The 21,792-nt window shown below is 71.3% G+C and carries 18 protein-coding genes; 7 read left to right on the top strand and 11 right to left on the bottom strand.

Annotation, left to right across the window (positions count from 1 at the left end; all coding sequences use genetic code 11):
- Positions 1-73 precede the first annotated feature (73 nt).
- Both H180DRAFT_RS28010 and H180DRAFT_RS28005 read right to left on the bottom strand, forming a co-directional pair.
- A complete protein-coding gene (locus tag H180DRAFT_RS28010; RefSeq protein WP_055488959.1) occupies positions 74-1,609 on the bottom strand; it encodes an ATP-dependent DNA ligase in 1,536 nt (511 codons plus the stop codon).
- A gap of 83 nt (positions 1,610-1,692) precedes the next feature.
- Positions 1,693-2,037, bottom strand: a complete 345-nt coding sequence (locus H180DRAFT_RS28005) for a DUF3140 domain-containing protein (protein WP_055488958.1) — start codon at positions 2,035-2,037, stop codon at positions 1,693-1,695.
- A 506-nt stretch (positions 2,038-2,543) separates the two neighbouring features.
- On the opposite strand from H180DRAFT_RS28005, the gene H180DRAFT_RS28000 reads away from it, so the two are divergent.
- The 5 genes from H180DRAFT_RS28000 to H180DRAFT_RS27980 all read left to right on the top strand — a co-directional run bounded on the left by H180DRAFT_RS28000 (position 2,544) and on the right by H180DRAFT_RS27980 (position 6,594).
- A complete protein-coding gene (locus tag H180DRAFT_RS28000) occupies positions 2,544-3,698 on the top strand; it encodes a polyprenyl synthetase family protein (protein ID WP_079100468.1) in 1,155 nt (384 codons plus the stop codon).
- A gap of 217 nt (positions 3,699-3,915) precedes the next feature.
- Entirely contained in the window at positions 3,916-4,452 is a 537-nt protein-coding gene (locus H180DRAFT_RS27995) for a Dps family protein (RefSeq protein WP_055488957.1), read from the top strand.
- Between the two features lie 44 nt (positions 4,453-4,496).
- Positions 4,497-4,943, top strand: coding sequence for an SRPBCC family protein (locus H180DRAFT_RS27990; protein ID WP_055488956.1), 447 nt, complete (start codon positions 4,497-4,499; stop codon positions 4,941-4,943).
- Between the two features lie 110 nt (positions 4,944-5,053).
- The gene (locus H180DRAFT_RS27985; RefSeq protein WP_055488955.1) at positions 5,054-6,172 is read left to right on the top strand and encodes a LacI family DNA-binding transcriptional regulator; all 1,119 of its coding nucleotides are present in this window, start codon (positions 5,054-5,056) and stop codon (positions 6,170-6,172) included.
- A 212-nt stretch (positions 6,173-6,384) separates the two neighbouring features.
- Positions 6,385-6,594 (top strand): hypothetical protein, encoded by a 210-nt coding sequence (locus tag H180DRAFT_RS27980; protein ID WP_055488954.1) that lies wholly within the window; start codon positions 6,385-6,387, stop codon positions 6,592-6,594.
- A gap of 94 nt (positions 6,595-6,688) precedes the next feature.
- On the opposite strand, the gene H180DRAFT_RS27975 is transcribed toward H180DRAFT_RS27980, so the two are convergent.
- From H180DRAFT_RS27975 to H180DRAFT_RS27950, 6 genes are all read right to left on the bottom strand, one after another.
- Positions 6,689-8,314 carry an amidohydrolase gene (locus H180DRAFT_RS27975; RefSeq protein WP_107097796.1) on the bottom strand — a complete coding sequence of 542 codons (1,626 nt, stop codon included), beginning with the start codon at positions 8,312-8,314 and terminating at the stop codon, positions 6,689-6,691.
- On the bottom strand, positions 8,311-9,846 hold the full coding sequence (locus tag H180DRAFT_RS27970; protein ID WP_055488953.1) for a sodium:solute symporter family protein: 1,536 nt from the start codon (positions 9,844-9,846) through the stop codon (positions 8,311-8,313). The genes H180DRAFT_RS27975 and H180DRAFT_RS27970 overlap by 4 nt, the downstream gene beginning before the upstream one ends.
- Positions 9,843-10,217, bottom strand: a complete 375-nt coding sequence (locus H180DRAFT_RS27965) for a DUF3311 domain-containing protein (RefSeq protein ID WP_074467046.1) — start codon at positions 10,215-10,217, stop codon at positions 9,843-9,845. The genes H180DRAFT_RS27970 and H180DRAFT_RS27965 overlap by 4 nt, the downstream gene beginning before the upstream one ends.
- A gap of 67 nt (positions 10,218-10,284) precedes the next feature.
- Positions 10,285-11,085, bottom strand: a complete 801-nt coding sequence (locus H180DRAFT_RS27960; protein WP_055488999.1) for an SDR family NAD(P)-dependent oxidoreductase — start codon at positions 11,083-11,085, stop codon at positions 10,285-10,287.
- A gap of 32 nt (positions 11,086-11,117) precedes the next feature.
- A complete protein-coding gene (locus tag H180DRAFT_RS27955) occupies positions 11,118-12,614 on the bottom strand; it encodes an aldehyde dehydrogenase family protein (protein WP_254666219.1) in 1,497 nt (498 codons plus the stop codon).
- Positions 12,611-13,879, bottom strand: a complete 1,269-nt coding sequence (locus H180DRAFT_RS27950; protein WP_055488952.1) for a M20 family metallopeptidase — start codon at positions 13,877-13,879, stop codon at positions 12,611-12,613. The genes H180DRAFT_RS27955 and H180DRAFT_RS27950 overlap by 4 nt, the downstream gene beginning before the upstream one ends.
- A 195-nt stretch (positions 13,880-14,074) precedes the next feature.
- On the opposite strand from H180DRAFT_RS27950, the gene H180DRAFT_RS27945 reads away from it, so the two are divergent.
- Positions 14,075-14,845: a FadR/GntR family transcriptional regulator gene (locus tag H180DRAFT_RS27945; protein ID WP_055488951.1), complete on the top strand. Its 771-nt coding sequence runs from the start codon at positions 14,075-14,077 to the stop codon at positions 14,843-14,845.
- A gap of 52 nt (positions 14,846-14,897) precedes the next feature.
- Here H180DRAFT_RS27945 and H180DRAFT_RS27940 read toward each other — a convergent pair whose 3' ends face one another.
- Positions 14,898-16,280, bottom strand: a complete 1,383-nt coding sequence (locus tag H180DRAFT_RS27940) for an FAD-binding oxidoreductase (protein ID WP_055488950.1) — start codon at positions 16,278-16,280, stop codon at positions 14,898-14,900.
- A 292-nt stretch (positions 16,281-16,572) separates the two neighbouring features.
- Here H180DRAFT_RS27940 and H180DRAFT_RS27935 point away from each other — a divergent pair, with 292 nt between their 5' ends.
- On the top strand, positions 16,573-17,139 hold the full coding sequence (locus H180DRAFT_RS27935; RefSeq protein ID WP_055488949.1) for a flavoprotein: 567 nt from the start codon (positions 16,573-16,575) through the stop codon (positions 17,137-17,139).
- A 366-nt stretch (positions 17,140-17,505) separates the two neighbouring features.
- Here H180DRAFT_RS27935 and H180DRAFT_RS27930 read toward each other — a convergent pair whose 3' ends face one another.
- Together H180DRAFT_RS27930 and H180DRAFT_RS27925 are read right to left on the bottom strand one after the other, a co-directional pair.
- On the bottom strand, positions 17,506-19,863 hold the full coding sequence (locus H180DRAFT_RS27930; RefSeq protein ID WP_079100467.1) for a transketolase-like TK C-terminal-containing protein: 2,358 nt from the start codon (positions 19,861-19,863) through the stop codon (positions 17,506-17,508).
- A 227-nt stretch (positions 19,864-20,090) separates the two neighbouring features.
- On the bottom strand, positions 20,091-21,287 hold the full coding sequence (locus H180DRAFT_RS27925; protein WP_055488947.1) for a hypothetical protein: 1,197 nt from the start codon (positions 21,285-21,287) through the stop codon (positions 20,091-20,093).
- Positions 21,288-21,792 lie beyond the last annotated feature (505 nt).

The raw sequence follows: 21,792 nt of genomic DNA, 5'->3' as shown, positions 1-21,792 counted from the left end.
TTGTTCTGCCGCCACCCCTCGGCCGTGGGCGCGACGGAACGGTGTTCCGGCGGCGTCCGCGCGCTCCGTCCGGCTACCGCTGGAGCGCGAGGACGTCGTCGACCGTGTCGGCGTCCGCGGCCCGCTTGTCCGTCCGGTAGCGCACCACGCGCGCGAAGCGCAGGGTCACCCCCGCCGGATACCGGGTCGAGCGCTGCAGCCCGTCGAGCGCGATCTCCACCACCAGCTGCGGCCGCACCGTCACGCCCCAGGGATGTTCGCGCTCCGTGATGCCGAGAAGCTGGCCCGTCTGCCAGGCCAGCAACTCGTCAGTGAGCCCCTTGAAGGTCTTGCCGAGCATCGCGAACGAGCCGTCCGGCCACCGGGCGCCCAGATGCAGGTTCGACAGCCGTCCCGCGCGGCGACCGTGGCCCCACTCGGCGGCCAGCACCACCAGGTCGAGAGTGAAGACGGGCTTCACCTTCAGCCAGGAGGCGCCCCTGCGCCCCGCGCTGTAGGCGGAATCCAGCGCCTTGACCAAGACGCCTTCATGGCCCTCCTCCAGAACCCGCGCCGCGAACTCCTCGGCGGCGCGGCGCTCTTCGTCCGCCTGCGGATCCTGGACGACCATGCGCCGCACACGCAGGGACTCGGGGACGACTCGCGCCAGAGCCTCATGGCGCTGCGCCGCGTCAAGGTCCACAAGGTCGCGCCCGTCGACGGAGAGTACGTCGAAGAAGCGCGGCGTGACCGGCAGCGCCTCCCGCGCCGTCGGCACGTCCACATGCGACCCCACACGCTGGGAGACCTCCTGGAACGGGCGCGGCCGGCCCTGCTCGCCCAGGGCGATCACTTCTCCGTCCAGCACGGCCCGCTGCACATCCAGCCCGGAAACGATCTCCGCGAGTTCGGGAAGCCGCGCAGTGATGTCGTCCAGGGTGCGCGTGTAGATCCCGACGTCCTCACCGTCCTTGTGCACCTGCACCCGGATTCCGTCGAGCTTCTCCTCCACCGCGCACGGACCGAGCCGGTCCACGGCTTCCAGCACGTTCTTCGCACTCTGCGCCAGCATGGGCTGCACCGGGCGGCCCGTCTCCAGCCGGAACGCCTCCAGCGCCGGCGGCCCTTCGGCCAGCAGTGCCCGCGCCACCGCGCCGAGCGAACCTCCGAACATCACCGCACGCCGTACCTGACCCGCGGGCACGGAGACGGCCTTCGCCAGACCCTCCACGGCGAAGGCGTCCAGCGCTCCCTGCCGCAACTCGCCCGTGAGCAGCCGGAAGAGGAAACGCTGCTCCTCCTCGGTCGCCGCCGACATCAGTGCTCCCAGGAGCCGCTTGCGCTCGGCCTGGGCGCCCTTGCCGTGCACGGCGGCGATCTCCTCCAGCGCGGCGTCCACGCCTGTGATCGTCAACCGCGCCTCGGATGAGGGCACATGGGACCCGGCGAGGGTACGGAAGCCCACCCCCGTCCTGCGCTGCGGCAGGCGCCCCGCCAAGTACGTGACGACCAGCGGGACTTCAGCGGGCGAAGCCGCGCGGAACAACTCCGCCAGGAGCGTCACCTTCTCCTTGCGTGAGGAGACTTCCGTGATCTCCCTCGATGTCCTGGCAATGTCGGCGAGCAGCATGACTCCATGGTCGCTCCGCCACCCCGGCCCCGCAGCATCCCGGGAAGGGCGGCCGGGGCGCCGCGCACGGCCGTCCCGGGTCGTCAGCGCTGCGGGTCGTGTCCCCAGTTCATGAGCGCGTAGCGCCAGTCCGTGTCACTGATGTCGCCGCGCGGACGGTGCCTGAGCTGCCGGTCGATGTGATGGATCGCTCTGCGCATGTGGATGAGGTCGTCCGCGGTGAAGTCCGCCCTGGGCGTGCGCAGGAGCCGCACTATGCGCCGGCCCACGGCGTGACCGTGACTCTCGCGCTGGCCCTTGTGCCGGCCCACGTTGCGGGACCGCTCCGTATCCAGCCACTGCTCGAGTTGGCCCGCGGGAATGTTCACGGCCCTGGCGAAGTCGGCGAAGAGCGCCTCGTGCTGGTCCTGCTGCTTCATGTCGCTCATGAGTCGCAACCCCCTCTGCCGCCGATGCCTGCACGTCCGCGCGGAGTCCCCGTGGAACCGGCCCGCGGCCTTGTGCCGCCCCGACCGGAAGTGGTGGCGGAGCCCGAAGCCGACGGGAGGAGGGGCTCCGTACACGCGACGGCGCGCGTCCCTTCGGCGAGCTTGCGACGGACCCTGCCGAACGCCGCGCTCCCGTGAGTCATCCAGCGAGACCGGCCGCGCCCCGCGGTCCTTCCGTCCGTCGACATGGATGTATGCCGCCTTTCACACCTTTCGTCCCTTTCAATGGGCGGGTGCCCTCCCAGCTGCGGTGAATGCCTCCGACTGCATCAGCGGCGGCGACCCGTACGGGGCGCGCGTCCACGGACGGCGGTCCGGCAGGCGCACGGTGCGGACGTGCACCCCGGCAGCAGGGCTGAAAAACTCCTCGTACATCTTCCTTGACCGTCCGTGAGCGCGAACGGCGTGCCTGCGCTGCCGGGCCGACCTTCCGGGAAGGAGCCGCCATGCAGCGTCGGCCGAGCGCCCGTGTGCGCGAGGGGAACCAGGACGTCCGGGACGTCCGTACGCTCGGCCTCGACCCCGACCAGGACACGGCGGCCGTGATCGAGGCCCTGCTGACCCGGCACATCGCGGTGCGCCGCGAGGAGGCCGCCCGCAGCAGCGACCGGTTCGCCGAGGACGTCATCGACCTGCTCGCCGACGTCGTCCTCCGCGGCGGCAGACGCACCCGCCCCGCGTTCCTGTGGTGGGGCTGGCGGGGCGCGGGCGGCGCGGCGCACGGAGCCGGCGCCGAAGCCGTCCTCAAGGTCGCCACCGCTCTCGAACTGATCCAGGTCTGTGCGCTCATCCACGACGACCTGATGGACGGGTCGCTGCTGCGGCGGGGAGCGCCCGCCGCCCACGTCGCCTTCGCCAACCAGCACCGGGCGGCGGGCCTGCGCGGCAACCCCGACGCATTCGGTGCCTCCGCCGCCATCCTCGCCGGGGACCTCGCCCTGGTGTGGGCGGACGACCTGTTCGAGACCGCCGGGCTCGACAGCAGGGCCAGACGGGCCGTCGGTCCCGCCTGGCAGGCCATGCGCACCGAGACGATCGCCGGCCAGTACCTGGACCTGTACGGGCAGGGCACCGGCGTCGACTCGCCCGAGGAGTCGCTGCGGGTCGCCTACCTCAAAAGCGGCCTCTACACCGTCGAGCGGCCCCTTCACCTGGGCGCGGCCATGGCGGGGGCCGACCCCGACCTCATCGCGGCGCTGCGCCGGGCCGGGCGCAGCGCCGGTGTCGCCTTCCAGCTGCGCGACGACCTCCTCGGTGTCTTCGGAGGGCCCGCCCGTACGGGAAAGCCGGCGGGCGACGACATCCGGGACGGTGCCTCCACGTATCTGGTGGCCATCGCGCTGCAGCGGGCCCGCGCCCACGGCAGGCACGAGGCCGAGCAGCAGTTGCGTGCCGCGCTCGGCAACCGGGAGCTGGACGCCGGCGAGCTCCAGCGGATCCGGGAGCTGCTGACCGGCCTGGGTGCCGTTGCCGCCGTCGAGGCCCGCATCGGCCAGCTCACCGCGGCCGCGCTCACCGCTCTGGACCAGGCCGACCTGGCGCCGCCCGCCGAGCAGCGGCTCAGCCGGCTTGTACGCGGCGTCTCGGCGCCGCCCGCCTGACCGGTGCTCCGGCGGCAGGTGACAAGGCGCAGGTGCGCGCGGGCGGCCGGGGCCTCACGCGTACCGAATGGCGGACCCCGCGCCGCTCCCGGCGCGCGGGAGGGCGGCAGCGGTGTTGGCATGGGGAGAAGCCGCCGGACCGTGGCGGACCGTCCATGCCGAGAGGGAGTCAGCCGTGCCAAGGAGCGCACCCGAACCGAACTATACGGTCCCCGGCATGTCCCAGCAGGAGGGCGCAGACGTCATCCGGCTGCTGACCATGCGTCTGCACGCTCTCAACGATCTCGCCCTGACCCTCAAGCACGTCCACTGGAACGTGGTGGGCCCGCACTTCATCGCGGTGCACGAAATGCTGGACCCGCAGGTGAACTCCGTACGGGAGATGACCGACACGACGGCGGAGCGGATCTCCACCCTCGGCGGTTCGCCGCACGGCACCCCGGGCGTTCTCGTTGCGGAGCGGCACTGGCAGGACTACGCCATCGGCCGCGCCGAAGCCATCGAGCATCTCGGAGCCCTGGACCTCGTCTACAGCGGGGTCATCGAGGACCACCGGGCGGCGGTACGCGCCACCCGAGAGAGCGATCTGATCACCCAGGACATGCTCATCGAGCAGCTGCGCAGCCTCGAACTCTTCCAGTGGTTCGTCCGCGCTCACCTGGAGAGCGCCGGCGGTTCGCTGAGCACCGCGAGCGCCAGCTCCGAACGGGACGCTGCGAGCAAGGCCGGCAAGCAGGCCCGCAAGCAGCCCTGAACTGCGTGGTCCGCGAGGGAGCGATCAGAGGCAGGGGAGAGACGATGGCCGGACAGTTCGAGGTGACCACGGAGGTCGATCGCCCCATCGAGGAGGTCTTCGCCTATCTCGCCGACGGTGAGAACGACCCCGAGTTCAGCCCCAGGGTGCTGGAGATGGCCAAGGTGACGGACGGGCCGACCGGAGTGGGGACCGTCTACAGGAGCACCGTCAAGGACGGTGGGGTGCGCACCCGCCGGGAGTTCCGCATCACAGAGTTCGAAGCGCCCACCAGGATCCGCTGGACGGAGACCTCGGAGAACCTGGTGACCGCGGAGGAGGGCGGCTACGACCTCGAGCCGGCAGGGGAATCCAGGACGCGTGTGCGGCTCTTCAACTCGCTGACCGGCCACGGCGTCGGCAAGATGATCGCCGGGGTCGCGCTGAACGCCGCGCGCAAGGACGCGGACGACTTCGGCCGCCGCATCAAGCAGGCCGTCGAAGCGGCCTGAACCCGAGACCTCCCGCAGAAAAACAGTTGGACAGCCGCTGACGCGCCGCGCTACTGTATCGATACAGACTTAATCGATACAGAAGAACGGTGGGCGGGCAGGTGGGGGCGATGGAGTCACGGGGAAAGCGGGCCACGCTGCAGACCGTGGCGGACGAGGTCGGGGTGTCGCGGACGACCGTCTCCAACGCCTACGGACGTCCCGACCAGCTCAACAAGGACCTGCGCGAGCGGATCTTCGACGCCGCCCGGCGCCTGGGCTATCCCGGTCCGGATGCGACCGCACGTTCACTGCGGCGGGGAAGGGCCGGAGCGATCGGGCTGCTCTTCACGGAGACCCTCTCCTACGCTTTCGCCGACCCGTACTCGGTCGGCTTCCTGCAAGGCGTCGCCGAGGTAGCGGAGGCCTCCGGTACCGGCCTGCTCCTCATCCCCATGCCGCCCCGTGCCTACGGCCCGGAAACGGCCGACAGGGATGCTCCGGTGCCGCCCGGCACCGACGATCCGGAAACAGCCGTGCGCAACGCGGTGGTCGACGGTTTCTGTCTGTACTGCGTGCCCGTGGGCCACCCCGCAAAGGCACTGATCCGGGCACGGGGCCTGCCGATGGTGACCACCGACGAGAGGGACGATCCCTCGATCCCGTTCGTAGGCATCGACGAACGGGCTTCCGCGCGGCTCGCCGCCGAGCACATCGTCCGGCTCGGCCACCGGCGGATCGCGGTGATGGTCGATCAGGTCGTCGCGCCGGGCACCTCTGGCCCCGCGACCGTGGAGGAACAACTGGCTTCCGACTGCGGTGACTTGCGCGGCCGTCTCGCCGGCTACCGCGACGCCCTGGAGGAGGTGGGAGTCGACTGGCGGAGTGTCCGCGTCGTGGCGGCGGGCCGCAACTCGCGCTCCGCTGCGGCTTCCGCGGCCTCCCACTTCCTCGATGTCGCCGAGCGGCCCACCGCCGTCCTCGCGATCGGCGACGTACTCGCGCTCGGGGTGCTCGACGCCTGCGAGCAGCGAGGGCTCGTCGTGGGGCGCGACATCTCCGTCGCCGGCTTCGACGACGTCCCCGAGGCGGAGCGGGCCCGGCTGACGACGGTGCGCCAGCCCATGGCGGAGAAGGGCCGCATCGCCGGGCGGCTGCTGCTCGAACCGCGGGAGGAGAAAAAGGTGCCCCGCATCAAGCTCCCCACCGAACTGGTCGTACGCGCCACCACCGGCCCCGCACCCCACTGACCCGGACGACCCCGGCCCTCAGCCCACCACGATCCTCAGCCGACACCGATCCCCGGCCCGCACCGGTCCCGGAGAGATCCCGATTCGCACGAGAACGGGGTCACCTGGCCCTGCCCAGGCCTGGCCCAGGCCCTGCCCAGACCTTTCCTCCATGTACGCGAACAGATCGGCCCACCCGGCCGAACCGCACTGCTCATCCGAAAGGAGAGGAAATGTTTCCGATCGAAGGTCCCCTCGTCACAGACGCCACCCGGCACCTCGCACACTCCGCGCTGCCCGATGCACCAGTCGTCCCCGACGAGGAGAAGCCGCCGAAGACGCACCGGTCGCGGCAGACGCTCGCACGGACGCTGCGAACCCTCGCCGACCGTCTGGAGCCGTCACGCTGCGGCGACCCGCCGCTCCAGCCGCGCACCCAGTGAGGAAGGGCCGGCGGGGGAGCAGCAGGGCCGGGCGCCCCTTTCGGGCCGCCCGGCCCTTCCAGCCGGTCCCGTACCGCGGACACTGCGCACGAGCTCATGCCCCGTGGACGCACTCACCCCCCACATAGGTGGCCCCGACCGGCACCGACGCGATGCCGTGGGGCTCCGCGGTGAGCAGGTCCTCGCCGAGGACGGTGAAGTCCGCAAGGTATCCGGCCTCCAGCCGCCCTTTCCGGCCGGCGGTGCCCTCGGCCTCGGCCGAACCGAGTGTGAAGACCGCCAGCGCCTCCTCCACGCTGATCCGCTGCGTGGCGCCGACCGCCACCCCGTCGTCGATGCCTTCGCGGGTGACCATCGACTGGATTCCGAGCAGCGGCTGGTAGGGACCGCACGGGTAGTCCGACGAGCCCGCCACCGTGACGCCGGCGTCCAGGAAGGATCGGTGTGCGAACATCCGCTCGGCGCGGTCCGGGCCGTACCAGCGGTTGAGCGCACCCCCGTGGTATGCCGCGTAACCCGCGAACGGCACGGCGACCGCTGCGAGTTCACGCATCCGCGTCAGGATCTCCGCGTCGACGATGCTGCAGTGTTCGATGCGGTGCCGCAGTCCGGGCCGGGGCATCTCCCGCTGCGCCGCTTCGAACGCGTCGAGGACGAGACGGACCGCCGCGTCCCCGTTCGCGTGCACACCGATGCGGCTGCCGTCGCGGTGCACGGTGCGGACCTGCGAGAACAGCTCCCCTGTCGGTGTCGTCTGCAGACCGTGGTCGTCCGAGTCCGCGTAGGGCACTGCCAGCAGGCAGGTACGTCCGCCGATCGCACCGTCCGTGAAGGCCTTCACGCCGACGAGCCGCAGCACGTCGTCGCCGAAGCCGCTGCCGACACCCAGGGCCTGCGCTGCCGCGTAGTGGTCGATGGAAAGCAACATGCCCACGCGCAGGGTCAGTTCGCCACGGGCACGGGCCTGCCGCAGCAGAGCGATGTCCTCCGGGGCGATCAGGGCGTCGCACACCGATGTCAGCCCGGCCGCGTGCCACTGCCGCTGCGCGCGTGCGAGGCCGCGCAGTTTCTCCTGCGGTGAGCTGGGCCGCAGCGGTGAGGCGCCGCCGCGGGCGGTGGCGGGGTAGACGACGTTCATCAGGGCCCGCTCGACGAGCCGTCCGTTGAGACGTCCGTCCGCGTCCCGTCCGAAGTCGCCGCCGTCCGGCGGGACGGAGTCCTCGTCGATGTGCAGGGCGCGCAGCGCCGCGGAGTTGGCCACTCCCCAGTGGCCCGCGACCTGCACGACGAGCACGGGGTGGCCCGGCGCCGCCCGGTCCAGGTCCCAGCGGGTGAGAGGTCCGGTCTTCGTGTCGTCGTAGCGGCTTCCGCGAATCCAGTCCCCGGGAGCCGCCCGCGCCGCCTCTGCCCGTACCTGGCCGAGAAGACCCTCGACGCCGCAGACGGCTGCGGCCGACAGGTCGAGATGCAGCAAGTCCTCGGCGGCGATGGCGAGATGGATGTGCGCGTCGTTGAAGCCGGGCACGAGCGCCGCGTCGCCGAAGTCGACCTCCTCGGCGCCGGGGAAGCGCTCCCGCAGCTGCGAGACCGTGCCCGTGGCGGTGATCCGCCCGCCGGCGACGGCGAGCGCCTCCGGTTCGGGGCCCCCGTGCGCCTGCTGGCTGACCACGCGGGCGGCGCGGTAGAGCACGGGACGCAGCTCGTCGAGCACCGCGGTCACGTGACCTCCCCCGCAACGGGCGCCGCGTCTGCGGCTGTTGAGGGCGCCGGCTCCCGACGGCCCGCGGGCGGCCCGCCCGCGGAGGGACGCAGCGCGGTGACGGCGCCCGTCACGGCGAGGTTCGCCGCCAGAGCGATGATGCCTCCGTTGATGCCGTTCAGCGGGTCGTTGCCGGTGGCCCACAGCAGCGTCATCACCGTCAGGCCCACCAGCATCCCGGCGGCCGCCGCGGAGGCCGGCATGCGGCGCCAGTACAGCGCCAGCAGTACGGCGGGAACCAGCTGCGCCAGCCCCTCGTAGGAGAGAACGGACAGCTGGACGAGCGTGTTGGGGAAGAACAGCGCTCCCGCCAGCGCCAGCAGCCCGGCCAGGAGACACACCAGCTGTGAGAGCCGTTTCGTGCGGATGTCGTCGGCCGGTGCCGAGCCGCTGCGGCGGCTGCGCGGGTCGGCACCGTTGCCGCCGCCCAGCAGGGTGCGGCCCCACAACGTGCCGATGGCCAGCATGAACACACTCATCGGCACGATCGCCGAGAGCGCCCCTGCCACACCGATGACCGCGACCAGGGGAGCAGGCAGCGCCTCGGTGACGAGGGAGAACAGAGCCAGATCCGGGTTCTCGAGATTGGGCACCACGAACAGCGCAGTCGCGCCGACCATCATCGGGATGAACAGCAGCAGTTGGTACCAGGGCAGCAGAACGGCGTTGCGCCGCAGGGCATTCGGCGACCTGGCACTCAGATAGCCGGCAACCGTCGTCGGGAAGATCGTGATGGTCACGGCGTTCAGCAGAAGGGTCGTCACGAACCACGTACCGTCGAGGCCGCCCGACTCGTGGCCGGGGAAGGTCAGCCACTCCGGCTTCTCCGTCACCATCCGGTGCATCAAGTCGCCCAGTCCGTCGACGAAATGGACGGGCACGTAGACCGCGAGGAAGACCACCACGGCGATCACCAGGACGTCCTTGAGGGCGCTGACCCACGCCGAGCCGCGCAGACCGGAGATCAGGATGAACACCTCGGCGACGACGAACGAGATGACCGCCGCCACCCGCAGATCGACGCTCCCGTACGTCATGGCGTTGACCACGACCCCCATGCCCTGAATCTGCACCTGGATGTAGGGGACGATGAAGACGGTCGCGACCACCGCGACGAGCATCCCCAACGGCCGGGAACGGAAGCGGTGTTCGGCCATGTCGGCAATCGAGATCAGCCGGTGACGGCTCGCATAGGTCCACAGGGCGGGACCCACCACGTACGCCACGGCGAAGCCCGTCGTCAGGTACGCCACCAGGTACAGGATCGGCACACCCATGGAGAAGGACCAGCCGGCCGTGCCCAGGAAGGAGAAGCTCGTGTAGGTCTCCCCGGCCATCAGCAGCCAGATGAACAGCACGCCCAGACCGCGGCTGGAGACCGACCACTCCGCCAGGCCCTTGTCGCGGCCGCGTGCACTGAGCAGCCCCACCACGATCGTCGCCACCATCGCCAGCCCGAAGATCGTCGTCGCTGTCGCCGCGGACGAACTCATGCCGCACCTCCGGCCGTTCCGCGTTCCCCGGCCGCCTCTGCGGCTCCGCCGGGGACGTCGTCGGCGTCGTCCGCGGGTATCGGCTCCAGCGCGTCCGCCCGGTACGCCGGGTCGAGACGGGCCGCGAGCCAGATGATCAGAGGGCTCACGAGGGACGCCATGATGATCCACGCCAGCAGGAACGGCACCCCGAGGATGCGCGGTTCGATGCTGTTGGCAAAGACGGGCGCCGCGCAGTACAGCACCCCCGGCACGACCAGCAGCCACAGCGAACGGCGGCGGCGCCTGTCGGAGGCGGGCAGGGCACGGAAGGGCAGCCGGGCCTGCCGGCCCCCGCCTTCCTGATCCGCGTCTGAGAGGCTGTCGGGCATATCTCTCCTTCTGTGGCGCTCTGTGCTGTGCTCGCTCGCGCGGGCCGCGGGCCGCCGCCGGAACCCGTCACACGGACGGTTCGTAGCGGCCGTCCACCGCGGTCCAGCCGCCGTCCACGGCCAGGACGCTGCCCGTGACGTACGTCGAGGCGTCCGAGACGAGATACGTCACGGCGCCCGCGATCTCCTCCGGCCCCGCCCACCGTCCGAGCGCCGACGCCTGCGCATAGGCGTCGTACCAGTCGGGATCGGCGGCGATCTGGTCCGTCAGCGGAGTGCGCACCACGCCCGGCGCGACGGCGTTGAAACGCACCCCGCGCCGCCCCCACTCCGCGGCAGCGGTGCGCAGCAGCTGAACCAGCCCCGCCTTCGAGGCCGCGTAGACGCTCTGCCCCGCCTCCACCTGGAAGGCCCGCATCGAGGTCAGACCCACCACACTGCCCCGGCCGCGCTCGGCCATCGCCGGTGCCACCGACTGCACGAGCGTCAGGTACGCCCGCAGATTCAGCGCGACGACCCGGTCGAATTCGCAGAGCGTGTAGTCCGCGATCCGCTTGCGCACGTTGGCGCCCACAGTGACGACGAGACCGTCCAGGACGCCCCACCCGGCCACGGCGCTGCGCACGGCATCCTCATCCAGGACGTCGAGGTGGTGAACGCTGACCGGACCCGTACGGGAACCGGGCGCCGGCCGCTCACCGGCGGCGAGCCGCGCCGTCTCCTCGGCGCCCCGCAAGTCGACGTCGGCGACCAGCACTTCGGCGCCCTGCGCGGCCAGCGCCCGCGCGGACTCCCTGCCGATGCCGCTGGCTCCGCCGACCACCGCCACCCGCCTGCCGTCGAGCCGGAACACGTCCGCGTACGCCACTGAAGCCTCCTCCGTCCCGCCGTGTGCCGCGGTCACCGGCGGAACACCGCCATGCGCGTCACCGTCATCTCCTCGATCGCGAACCGCGGCCCCTCGCGGCCCGTGCCGGAGTCCTTCACACCGCCGTACGGCGCGATGTCGCAGCGGTAGCCGGGCACGTCGTTGATCACCACGCCCCCTGTCTCCAGTTCCTCCACGGCCTCGAACGCCGCGCCCAGGTCCCGGGTGAAGACCGCCGCGTGCAGCCCGTAGCGGCCGGCGTTGACCGTCGCGTACGCCGTGTCCAGGTCCGGCACTGCCCGCAGACACACCACCGGTCCGAAGATCTCCTCGTCCCACGCGGGTTCACCGTCGGGCACGCCGGTCAGCAGCGTCGGTGTGATGCACCGGCCGCTGCGGGCACCGCCATGCACCACCCGTGCGCCCGCGGTGCGGGCACGTTCGATCCAAGAGCACACCCGGTCCGTGGCGGCCTCGTCGATGAGTGCCGCGACACGCGTGTCCTCCTCCCGCGGATCACCCACGACGACGCGCGGCAGCCGCTCCGCGATCCGCCGCTCCAGCTCCGCGGCGACCTGCTCCACGGCGATCACCCGCTGCACCGAGATGCACGCCTGGCCCGAGGCGTACAGACCGCCGCGCACGACGGCGTCGGCCGCAGCGTCGAGGTCGGCGTCGGCGGCCACCACGAGTGCCGCGTTGGAGCCCAGTTCCAGAACAACCTTGCGGGGCGCCGCCTGGCGGGCGATACGGTGCCCGATCTCTGCGGACCCCGTGAAGGAGACAGCCGCCACCTGCGGATGCGTCGTCAGGGCTTCCCCCACCGCGGCGTCGCCGGTGACCAGCTGCACCGCGCCCGCCGGTGCGCCCGCTGCCGTGAGCTGCTCCCGTACGAGACGGACCAGCCACAGTGTGGCCAGCGGCGTCGCCGGAGCGGGCTTGACGATGACGGGGCAGCCCGCGGCGATCGCCGGGGCGATCTTGTGCGAGGCGAGCATCATCGGGTAGTTGAAGCCGGCGACGCCCACGACGACACCGACGGGACGCCTCGTCCAGAACCCCGTCATGCCGTCGCCGGAAGGCAGCCCGTCGAGCGGCACCGTCTCACCGTGCACGTGGAAGACCTCGCCGGCCGCGGCCTCCCAGGTGGCCACTGCCCGCACCACCTCGGTGCGGCAGTCCGCGCGGGGCTTGCCCGTCTCGAGAACGAGCAGATCCTCCATGCCGTCGGCGACCTCCCGCAGGGAGGCGGCGACCCCGATGAGAACCTGCCGGCGCACCCGAGTGGGCAGTTTGCCGACCTGCCTGCGCAGTCCCGCGGCGTGCTCGGCCGCCCACCGCGCCAGTGCCTCGTCGCCGACCGGGACGAGGGCGACTTCGCTGCCGTCGTAGGGGAACCGCACCGGCTCACTGAGAGAGGCCGGCACCCTGTCCTCGCCGACGGGAAGCGAATCGGTCAGGCCGCGCGGGAGCGCTTCCGTCCACGCCTCGGCGGGCGCGGGACGCCGGCGAGCGGGGGAGGGGCTCACCGCGGGCCCCCTTGTGCTCCTGCCGTCAGGAAGTGCCGGGCCGCCGACGCGTAGACCCTCGCGTACTCACCGATCTCCGCCACCTCGACGTACTCGTCCTTCTGGTGCGCGATCCACTTGCCGCCCGGGCCGTAGACGACGGTCGGCAGCCCGGCGTCCCGCGTGAGGACGGTCCCGTCCGTGGTGCCGGGGACCGCCCCGAAGGCCGGCGGGGAGCCGTGCTCGTCGCGGTGCCCGGACACCAGCGCCGTCACGACGGGGTGGGTTTCGCCGATCTCGATGGCGGGCCGGTCGTCGACGACGGTCAGCTCGACCGTCACGCCCACGGTGCCGGCGGCGTCGCCCGCCGTCTGCCGCACCCTTTCGATCAGCTCCTCGTGGTCCGTCCCCGGGACCGTGCGCACGTCGACGCCGACCGTCCCGTGTGCCGGGATGACATTCAGCTGGCCCGGGTCTCCCGCCTGCAGCACGGTCGGAGTGACGGTCACCGAGCCGGCGTGCGGGTGGGTGCCGAAGCGCCGCACCGCCCACTCCTCGACACCGGCCAGCGCCTCGACGATCCGCGCCCCGGCGACCAGGGGGGAACGCGCCTCCTGCGGCATCGCCCCGTGTGCCATCACCCCGGTGAGAGCGAGGCGGATGCGGATGCCGCCCCGGGCCGAGGTGCACACCTCGTACCCCTCGGGCTCGCAGACGATCACCCCGTCCACGGCGGCGGCGTGCGGCGAGGCGGCGAACGCCTTGGCGCCGAGCATCATCCCCTCCTCGTCGCACAGCACCCCCAGCACGATCCGTCCGGGGAACGGGCCGGCAAGCTGCAGGGCCCGCACGCCGTGGATCATCGCCGCCAGACCGGACTTCATGTCCGCGGAGCCGCGACCCCACAGCCTGCCGTCGCGGATCTCCCCGCCGTACGGATCGACGCTCCAGTCCTCCTCGCGCCCCTCCGTCACGACGTCGGTATGGCCCTCGAACATCAGCGTCGGCCCGTCGCCCCCGCCGCCCTCGACGAACGCGACGAGGTTCGTGCGGCCCGGCGCGACCTCGGTCACCTCGTGCTCCCAGCCGAACTCGGTGAACAAAGCTGCGAGAAGGCGGACCGCCGGCCCTTCCACGTCCTGCGCACCCGCATCGCTCACGGTGCGCAGCCGCACCAGGTCGCGGGTGAGACGGACAGCGGCCTCCGCGTCGACCACCGGAAGCGATGGAGCAGCGGGAGCCGAATCGGGACCTGCGTCGGGACCGGCACCGGGACCGGAATGCATGCGCAACCTCCATGAGTGCTGGCCAGAGCACCAGGGCGACTGGTCAGACCAGTTGATTTCCCGTACTCTCCTAGCACGCTCACGCGTCGGTCAAGGGGGAAGACGGCGCTCGTCCTTCCGGCGCTCGTCCTTCCGGGCCGCGCCGGACTCCGTGAGCAGCACAGCCGCAACCGACCGGGACGACGAGGGGAAAGCATGTCCGCCGAGGGAGCCGTCTTCCGCCCGGTGGAGCCGGTGCGCGCGTACCAACGCGTCGCGGAGCAGATCGAGGAGCGCATCCTCAGCGGCGACCTGCCGCCCGGATCACGGCTGCCGGGGGAGCGCGAGCTGGTCAGTCAGTTCGCTGTCGGACGCTCCACAGTCCGCGAAGCCCTGCGCGTACTGCAGTCCGCGGGGCTGGTGCGCTCCCGCCCGGGAGATCCACTGGGCGCCGAGGTCCTGGGTGTCACGCCGGACAACCTCAGCCGGACACTCGGACGCCTCGCCCGCTCCCACCTGTCGACACTCGGCGAACTCGTGCAGTTCCGCATGGTGCTCGAAGCCGAGAGCAACAGGCTCGCGGCGCGGTTGCACAGTGACAGCGACCTGGAGCGCATGGAGGAGCAGATCCGGCGGATGGAGGCGCTGAGCGCCGACGAAGCCGGTCTGCACGCCTTCAGCGAGGCCGATGCGCTCTTCCACCGGGCGGTCGCCGAAGCCAGCCACAATTCGCTGCTCGGGCTGTGCGCACGTGCCGTGCACGATGCCGTCGTGGAGGTCATCGAGGGGAAGATCGCGGCCGCACGTGAGACGAGCGTGTGGATGGAGCGCTCCATCGCCCACCACCGGCAGGTCCTGGCGGCGATCCGCGACGGCGACGCCGAGCTCGCCGCCCGCCTGGGACGGCAGGCCCTCTACGACTACTACGCCGACCACGTCGAGGAAGGTACCCGCCGGCTGCTCCGCGCGGCCCTCGACGAGCAGTGACCGCTGCCCCCGCCCTGTGACCGGGCAGCCGGGGCCTGAGGGCCGGGCCCGTTCAGGCCGCCGGCGTGATGTTGTGGTTGAGCCGGAAGACGTTCTCCGGGTCGTACTGCGCCTTGACCGCCGCCAGCCGCCGGTAGTTCTCCGGCCCGAAACCGGCGACGACCCGGTCCCGGCCCTCCTGGCCGATGAAGTTCAGATAGACGGCGCCGCTTGTCCAGGGCCTCAGGTCCTCGCGCAGGCCACGGGCCCACTCCTTCGCCCTGGCGTCGTCGGCGGGATCCTCCCAGAGACCGAACGGGTGCACCGTCCACGGCGCGCTGCGCCAGGGCAGCGGATACAGCTCCGCACCCCGGGCGACCGCCCCGCCCTGCGGGAAGAGGACGTGCTGCGACGGCGAGGGCACCACCATGTCGTGAGCCCGCGCGCAGAAGAGGTCGACAGCCTCGTCGGGGAAGGCGTCGAGATGCTCCGCGGACCAGTAGTTGCGGTAGCCGGGCGGGTCGTCCAGCATGCGCTGCACCTGCGCGTACGGCATCTGCCCGATCAGCTCGCCCGTGTGCCCGAGGCCGAGCATGGGAGCCATGACGTCACGGGCCTCCGCCTCCCGGCCCGTGTAGGTGATCAACGACGCGCACGCGAGCTTCCCCACCAGATCCTCCGGGACGGGGGGTTCCTCGCCACCCGTGAGATAGATCAGCCCTCCTCCTGCCTGATCCGGCGCCGCCTCCATGAAGTCCCGGTAGGCGCGCACGACTTCGGGTCCGGCAGCCGCCGGCCACATCAGCAGTGCGGCGGTCAGCGCCGGCAGCGGATGCAGCCGCAGTGTCATGGACGTCGCCACGCCGAAGTTCCCCCCGCCGCCGTGCAACGCCCAGAAGAGTTCGCGGTTGTTGTGACCGGTGGCCCGCACGAGCTCACCGTCTGCGGTGACGAGCTCGACGGCCAGCAGATTGTCGCAGGCCAGGCCGAACTCCCGCTCCAGCCAGCCCGAGCCTCCGCCGAGGACGAACCCGCCGACACCGGTCGTCGAGACCCGCCCACCGGTCGTGGCCAGTCCGTAGGGCTGAGTCGCCCCGTCGAGGTCCGCCATGGTGGCACCGCCGCCCACCCGCACGGTGCGGGCACCGGGGTCGACGGTGACGCTGTTCATGTGGCGCAGATCCACCACGAGCCCGTCGGAGATCGAGTTCCCCGCGACGCTGTGACCTCCGCCGCGCACAGCGATCTGCAGCCCCTCCGTTCGGCCGTACGCGAGGGCCCGTGCGACCTCGGCCTCGTTGCGGGGCAGAGCGATCACGGCGGGGGAGCGGTCGATCATGGCGTTGAAGACGGGCCGGGTCTCCTCGTAGGCCGGGTCGTCGGGCGTGAGGACCTCGCCCGTGAACTTCCTGCGCAGATCGTTCAGAGCGCTGTCGTGAAGCATCCGGGACGCCATGATGTCCCCCTTCCTCCACTTTCGACGGTAACGCTCAGCGGGGAGTGACGGGGGTGACGCGGAACGTCCTCTACCTCCAGAAGGGCACCGCGACCGCTCTGCCCGGCAACCCCCGGAGAACCGGACCCGGAGCGGAAACCATCACCCCGGAACTCCTTCGGCGCGGTCGGCGTGCTGTCGCACTCCGGGGCCGCGCCGCCGCGCATGCGACGGCCGCTGCCCCGGGCGAAAGGCCGCGACGGGATCCTCACGCAAGCAGGTTCGGCGCGGTCCGCTGTGGTGGGATGGCCGAATGGCTCCACCCGTGCTGCACCTCCTGGCCTCCGCCGCGCCGCCGGTGGTCGACCTCGTCGAGATCGTCCGGCGTGCGAAGAGCGGCGGCTGGACCGTATGCGTCGGCCTGACGCCCACGGCCGCCGAATGGATGGAGGGGCAGCTGTCCGCACTCGAGGAGCAGACCGGACACCCGGTGCGCAGCACTCCGCGCAGATTCGACGAGCGCGAGGTGTGGCCCGGCGCGGACGTCACGGTCCTGGCACCGGCGACGCTCAACACCGTCAACTCCAGCGCTCTCGGGCTCACGACGAACTTCGTCACGGGCCGAGTGGTCGAGGCCGTCGGCAAGCGGTGGCCGCTGGTGATGATGCCGTGCGTCAACAGCGCCTACGCCACACACCCGCAGTTCGCCACCAGCATCGAGACGCTGCGGAACGCGGGCGTGCACGTGCTGTACGGCGAGGGCGGCTTCGAGCCGGACCCGCCGGGGGAGGGCGACCGGAGGACCTACCCGTGGGCACTCGCCCTGGACGCGGCCCGTTCCCTGGCGGGGTGGCGCCGAACACCCGCTCCGCCGGGTTGAGTTCGTGAGGCGCAGGCTCCGCCGCCGGAATTCGGGCCCGGCGGGCCGGGCTGGTCGTTGCATTGCGCCGTCGGCGGACGGCCGCGGTGCCCCGCTCCTGCAGGAAGAAGCCGTCGAAGCCGTGGAACCCCCGGCCCGCACTACCGCAGTTCGGCCTGCCCTCCGGCGGCCAGGCCCCGGTGGTGAACTCGACGTCCTCTCCCTGGAGCCGCGCCGGGGAGGACCGCCAAGCGGAACTCGCTCTCCTCACATGTCCGGACGGCGGGCCCTCCCGAGCTCTGCCGAGGCCAGACGGAGTCGTTGCGGTGGCCGAAGAGCCGATGACTCGCCGTCGCCGTCGCCGTCGCAGGCGCGCGGCACCGTCCGTCAGTCGGCCAGGTCCAACGCCGCCGCAACGATTCCGTCGGCGTCGATGCCGTGGTGGCGGTGGACGTCGGCGAGACTGCCGCTCTGCCCGAAGCCGGTGACACCCAGCGCGCGGGAAGGCACCCCGTTGACGCCCGCGAGGAAAGCAAGCGTGTGCGGATGCCCGTCGAGAACGGTCACCAGCGGACGGGCACGCTCGCGGGGAAAGGCCTGCCCGAGGATCCAGTCCGGGCCCTCCTGCAGGCCCTGCCGCGCCTGCACAGCACGGAAGAGCAGGTCGGGACTCGTGACGCACACGACGTCCGCGCCGATGCCGAGCTCCTCCAGACGGTCCGCCGCGGCGACCGCCTCGGTGACCATCACGCCGGCGGCGGCGATCGTCAGCGAGGGATTCGCGTGGCGGCGCAGCGGATAAGCGCCTGCCACGGACTGCCTGCGCCGCCGCTCCCGCGCAGCGGAGTCGGCCGGCACGGCTGCCAACGACTGGTCCACGGGGCGGGTGGACAGCCGCAGGTACGTCGAACTGCCCCCGGCCCTGCCGAGGTTGGCCAGCCCCGCCAGCAGGCACCACTCCAGGTCGAGGGCGAAAGCCGGCTCGTACGAGGTGCAGCCCGGCTGCTCCAGGCCGATCGAGGGTGTGATGACCGACTGGTGGGCGCCACCCTCCGGCGCGAGACTCACCCCCGAAGGCGTACCCACGAGAATCGACTGCCCGCCCGCGTACATCCCGAACGACCACGGCTCCAGGGCGCGGCCCACGAACGGGTCGTAGACCACACCGATCGGCAGCAGCGGCGTTCCCCACCGGCTCCACGTGGCACCCAGCTCACCGAGCAGCCCGACCAGATTCGTCTCCGCGATGCCGAGCTCGATGTGCTGGCCGCCCGGCTGCTCGCGCCAGTGGAGAATGGTCTCGGCGTCGTCGTCGAACCAGTCCCGGCGCTGCGTCGCGGACCAGGTGCCGACCTTGTTCAGCCAGCCGCCGAGGTTCGTCGTCGACGCGACGTCCGGGCAGACCGTCACCACGTGCCCCGCCGCCTCGGGAGCCTCCCGCGTCAGATCCAGCAGAGCCCGGCCGAGAGCCTGCTGTGTCGAGCCCTTCCCGGAGGGTGTGCGTCCGAAGTCCGAAGGCAGTGCAGGGGGTTGCTGCGGGGGCGTGTCCTGGCGGCGCAGCCTCGCCGCCGTGCGTTCGCACAACTCGGCCGCTGCGCTGCCGCGGGGGAAGCGGGCCCAGGGCGCGTCCGCGTCGGCGCCCACGCGTGCCGCGAGCTGCTGCATCTGCTCACCGGTCAGCAGTGCCGAATGGTTCTGCGGGTGCCCGGCCGTGGGCAGACCGTGCCCCTTGACGGTATAGGCGAAGACGACGGTGGGCCGGGTGTCGTCGATGCTCGAGTAGGCGTCGATCAGCGCCCCGAGGTCGTGCCCGCCGAGATTGCGCAGCAGGGAGACCACCGAGTCGTCACCGAGCCCGGCCAGCAGCTGCGCGATCGCCTCCCGCCCGGGACCGGAGCCGGGCAGACGCTCACGCAACTGGCCGGCGGAGCAGCGCAACAGCCGCTGGTACTCCGGGTTCGTCATCTCGTCGATGCGTGTGCGCAGGGCATCGCCGCCGGTTCGTGCGAACAACTCCTCCAGCAGACGCCCGTACTTGACCGTGAGGACCTGCCATCCGGCCGCGTCGAACATGCCCTGCAGGCGGGTCGCCGAGATGTTCGGCACGACCCGGTCCAGCGACTGCCGGTTGAAGTCGACGATCCACACGATCTCGCCCAGGTCCGCCACCGCCGGGTCGAGCACCGCCTCCCAGCAGGCGCCCTCATCGAGCTCGGCGTCCCCCAGCAGCGAGTACTGCCGCCCCGTGGTGCCGCCGCCGAAGCGCCCGTTCACATACCGGCGTGCGATCGCACCCCAGATCGGAGCGGTGGCGCCGATGCCGACCGAACCCGTCGAATAGTCGACCGGGTCCGGGTCCTTCTCCCGGCTCGGATAGCTTTGCAGGCCGCCGTAACTGCGCAGCGTCGTCAGATATGACTCGTCCAGCTCACCCAGCAGATAGTTCACCGCATGCAGGACGGGCGAGGCGTGCGGCTTGACCGACACGCGGTCGTCGCGCCCCAGTTCGTGGAACCAGAGAGCCGTCATGATCGACGTCATGGAGGCGCTGGAGGCCTGATGGCCGCCGACCTTCAGGCCGGACGGGTTCGGGCGTACGCGGTTGGCGTGGTCGATGACCGAAGTCGCCAGCCACAGCACACGCTGCTCGACCGCCGCAAGCGTCTCCAGGTCCGGCGCCCCGGTTAGCCGAGCACCATCGCCGGCCGCCGCAGCCGCCCCTGCCATGTCGTCAGTGGTCTTCATGCCGCCCGTCCGAAGCGTCGAAGTCAGCAGATTGCATCAATATGACAGCAGGGTGACGATGGCCGCACAATCACGACGCATGCCACTGAGCAATCTGCACAGCAAGCGGGCTGAGCAGGCCCGTGAGGCTGAGCATTGTGACAGGCGATATGTCCCTGCAGACCTCCACGCCACGGGGCCGGCGACGCACGGCTGTACCCGCCGTCCCGACCGTCGGGACGCCTTTCTCAGTGCTCGGCCGCGACTCGGAGAAGTGAGCGGACCTGGCTGACGATGGTCCGCCGATTCTTGAGGAACTCCGGATCGGTGATGGTGCCCGTTGCCGGGTCGGCGTTGTCCGGGCCGAACTCGAGAACAGGGGTGTGCACATGGCCACCCGGAATATCCAGACCGAGCCTGTCGCGCAGCAGCGTCGCACGGTAGGCGATCTCGTTGGACAGGTAGTCCCCGCCGCCCCCTTCACGCGCGATGGAGCCCTCGGTAGGGCCGTCGGGCTGCTTCACCGGCTCACTCGCGCCCGCCGGAATCTCGACCACCGCCGTGTTGTCCTGAACGGGGAAGCGGCCCGTCGGCGCGGACGCGATGTCCTTGAAGGGGAGCGTGGTGGTCGTCCACTGAGGCTGCGTCCCGGTGTCGGACACCGGGACCGTCCCGGTCGCGGAGATGTTGTTGTTGTCGGGAAAGGTCCCCCGCCAGGCCCCGTTGTAGCGCTCGACGTCGAACCGGCCGGGCCGGCCCTGGCTGATGGTGGCGAACAAGTTCACCTGCGGCAGATGCGGCCGCATGGCCCGCTCGACCATTCCGTCGGTGAAATCCGCCCAGCGCACGGGGAAGAGGGCCGTCTCGATCCTGACGGGACCCTTCTTGGTGCGGATCACCGTGCCGTCCAGCGCCAGGGCGCTCGCCCCCGAGGGATTACTGATCCGAATGTCCTCATCCAGCGTGAACGGGTCGAACCCGGTGACCAGCATCCGCTTCAGTCCCTTCCCCTCACCGACAGGGAAGTCGATGGCATCGTGGCCGCGGGAGCTTCGCTCCAACCGCTCGCGCAGCGCCGAGCGTTGGGCACCGGAGAGGTCAAAGCCGGGCCGCCATTGGCGCAGCGCCGCCGTCATCCCGAGCCGCGCCCAGTACAAGGGCCGGTCATCCGCCCGGCTCAGATCCCCGCCGGCCGGACCGCGGCCCTGCACCCGCGCAACCGCCCGCTGCCACAGCCGATGCCCCCACCGCGCCACGACCTCCTGTGCCTGCCCGTAGGAGCCGGCAGCGCACAGAGCCCGCGTGAAGTCGGAGGCCACCGAGTCGAATCCGGAACGGTGCAGGATCTGCTGGGGCACCCGTTCGGGCAGGCGCTGCTCCTCCACAGTCAGCGGCGCCGAAGGATCGCTGCACCCGGCGGGCTGCGCGGCCAGTGCAGGGGTCATGGGCAAAGCAGTGCTCACGACACCGGTGCTCACGACCACTACGGCAACCAATCGCGCGCGCACACTTCGCATCCGGATCTCCTCTGCGGGGCTTGTCGACGTGAATGAGGGCGGAAACCCGGTGCAGAGAGATACGGGTGCACCGGTGCCGGTGGCCCAGGTGGTGGAGGACTTCGGCGGGTCGGAGTGGTGGTCGGATGGGCGTGGTTGCTTCGGCTGCGGGGTCAACACGCCCGTGGTGTTTGGCGGTTAAGGGTAGTTGCGCCGGTGTACGGGGAAGCGTCGATTTCGGTTTTTGAGTGGGCCGGCGCGGGATCGGTGTTTGTTGGCGGGCGGGTCCGGCGGGCGAGTGGCTGCGGTGGTCCGGTGTTTCGCATTCTCCGGCGGCGTCTTTGGTTGGTGGCCGCCCACCGTGTCGGGGGGTTTTGGGGTGTTTTTAGGTGGGGGGCCAGGTGTGTGGGATGCCTTCGTGGTTGAGGAGGTGGTGGAAGTGTGTTCGGTGTGT

This window comes from Streptomyces sp. WMMB 322, from assembly GCF_900090145.1.
GTDB lineage: Bacteria > Actinomycetota > Actinomycetes > Streptomycetales > Streptomycetaceae > Streptomyces.
This window is presented reverse-complemented; position numbering and strand designations above follow the sequence as displayed.

Bases quoted from the DNA above. Each gene is read 5' to 3' on its own strand.
- H180DRAFT_RS27995 (WP_055488957.1), top strand. From the start codon at position 3,916: ATGTCCCAGCAGGAGGGCGCAGACGTCATCCGGCTGCTGACCATGCGT.
- H180DRAFT_RS28000 (WP_079100468.1), top strand. From the start codon at position 2,544: ATGCAGCGTCGGCCGAGCGCCCGTGTGCGCGAGGGGAACCAGGACGTC.
- H180DRAFT_RS27990 (WP_055488956.1), top strand. From the start codon at position 4,497: ATGGCCGGACAGTTCGAGGTGACCACGGAGGTCGATCGCCCCATCGAG.
- H180DRAFT_RS27965 (WP_074467046.1), bottom strand. From the start codon at position 10,217: ATGCCCGACAGCCTCTCAGACGCGGATCAGGAAGGCGGGGGCCGGCAG.
- H180DRAFT_RS27985 (WP_055488955.1), top strand. From the start codon at position 5,054: ATGGAGTCACGGGGAAAGCGGGCCACGCTGCAGACCGTGGCGGACGAG.
- H180DRAFT_RS27945 (WP_055488951.1), top strand. From the start codon at position 14,075: ATGTCCGCCGAGGGAGCCGTCTTCCGCCCGGTGGAGCCGGTGCGCGCG.
- H180DRAFT_RS27980 (WP_055488954.1), top strand. From the start codon at position 6,385: ATGTTTCCGATCGAAGGTCCCCTCGTCACAGACGCCACCCGGCACCTC.
- H180DRAFT_RS27930 (WP_079100467.1), bottom strand. From the start codon at position 19,863: ATGAAGACCACTGACGACATGGCAGGGGCGGCTGCGGCGGCCGGCGAT.
- H180DRAFT_RS27970 (WP_055488953.1), bottom strand. From the start codon at position 9,846: ATGAGTTCGTCCGCGGCGACAGCGACGACGATCTTCGGGCTGGCGATG.
- H180DRAFT_RS27925 (WP_055488947.1), bottom strand. From the start codon at position 21,287: ATGACCCCTGCACTGGCCGCGCAGCCCGCCGGGTGCAGCGATCCTTCG.
- H180DRAFT_RS27935 (WP_055488949.1), top strand. From the start codon at position 16,573: ATGGCTCCACCCGTGCTGCACCTCCTGGCCTCCGCCGCGCCGCCGGTG.
- H180DRAFT_RS28010 (WP_055488959.1), bottom strand. From the start codon at position 1,609: ATGCTGCTCGCCGACATTGCCAGGACATCGAGGGAGATCACGGAAGTC.
- H180DRAFT_RS27940 (WP_055488950.1), bottom strand. From the start codon at position 16,280: ATGGCGTCCCGGATGCTTCACGACAGCGCTCTGAACGATCTGCGCAGG.
- H180DRAFT_RS28005 (WP_055488958.1), bottom strand. From the start codon at position 2,037: ATGAGCGACATGAAGCAGCAGGACCAGCACGAGGCGCTCTTCGCCGAC.
- H180DRAFT_RS27950 (WP_055488952.1), bottom strand. From the start codon at position 13,879: ATGCATTCCGGTCCCGGTGCCGGTCCCGACGCAGGTCCCGATTCGGCT.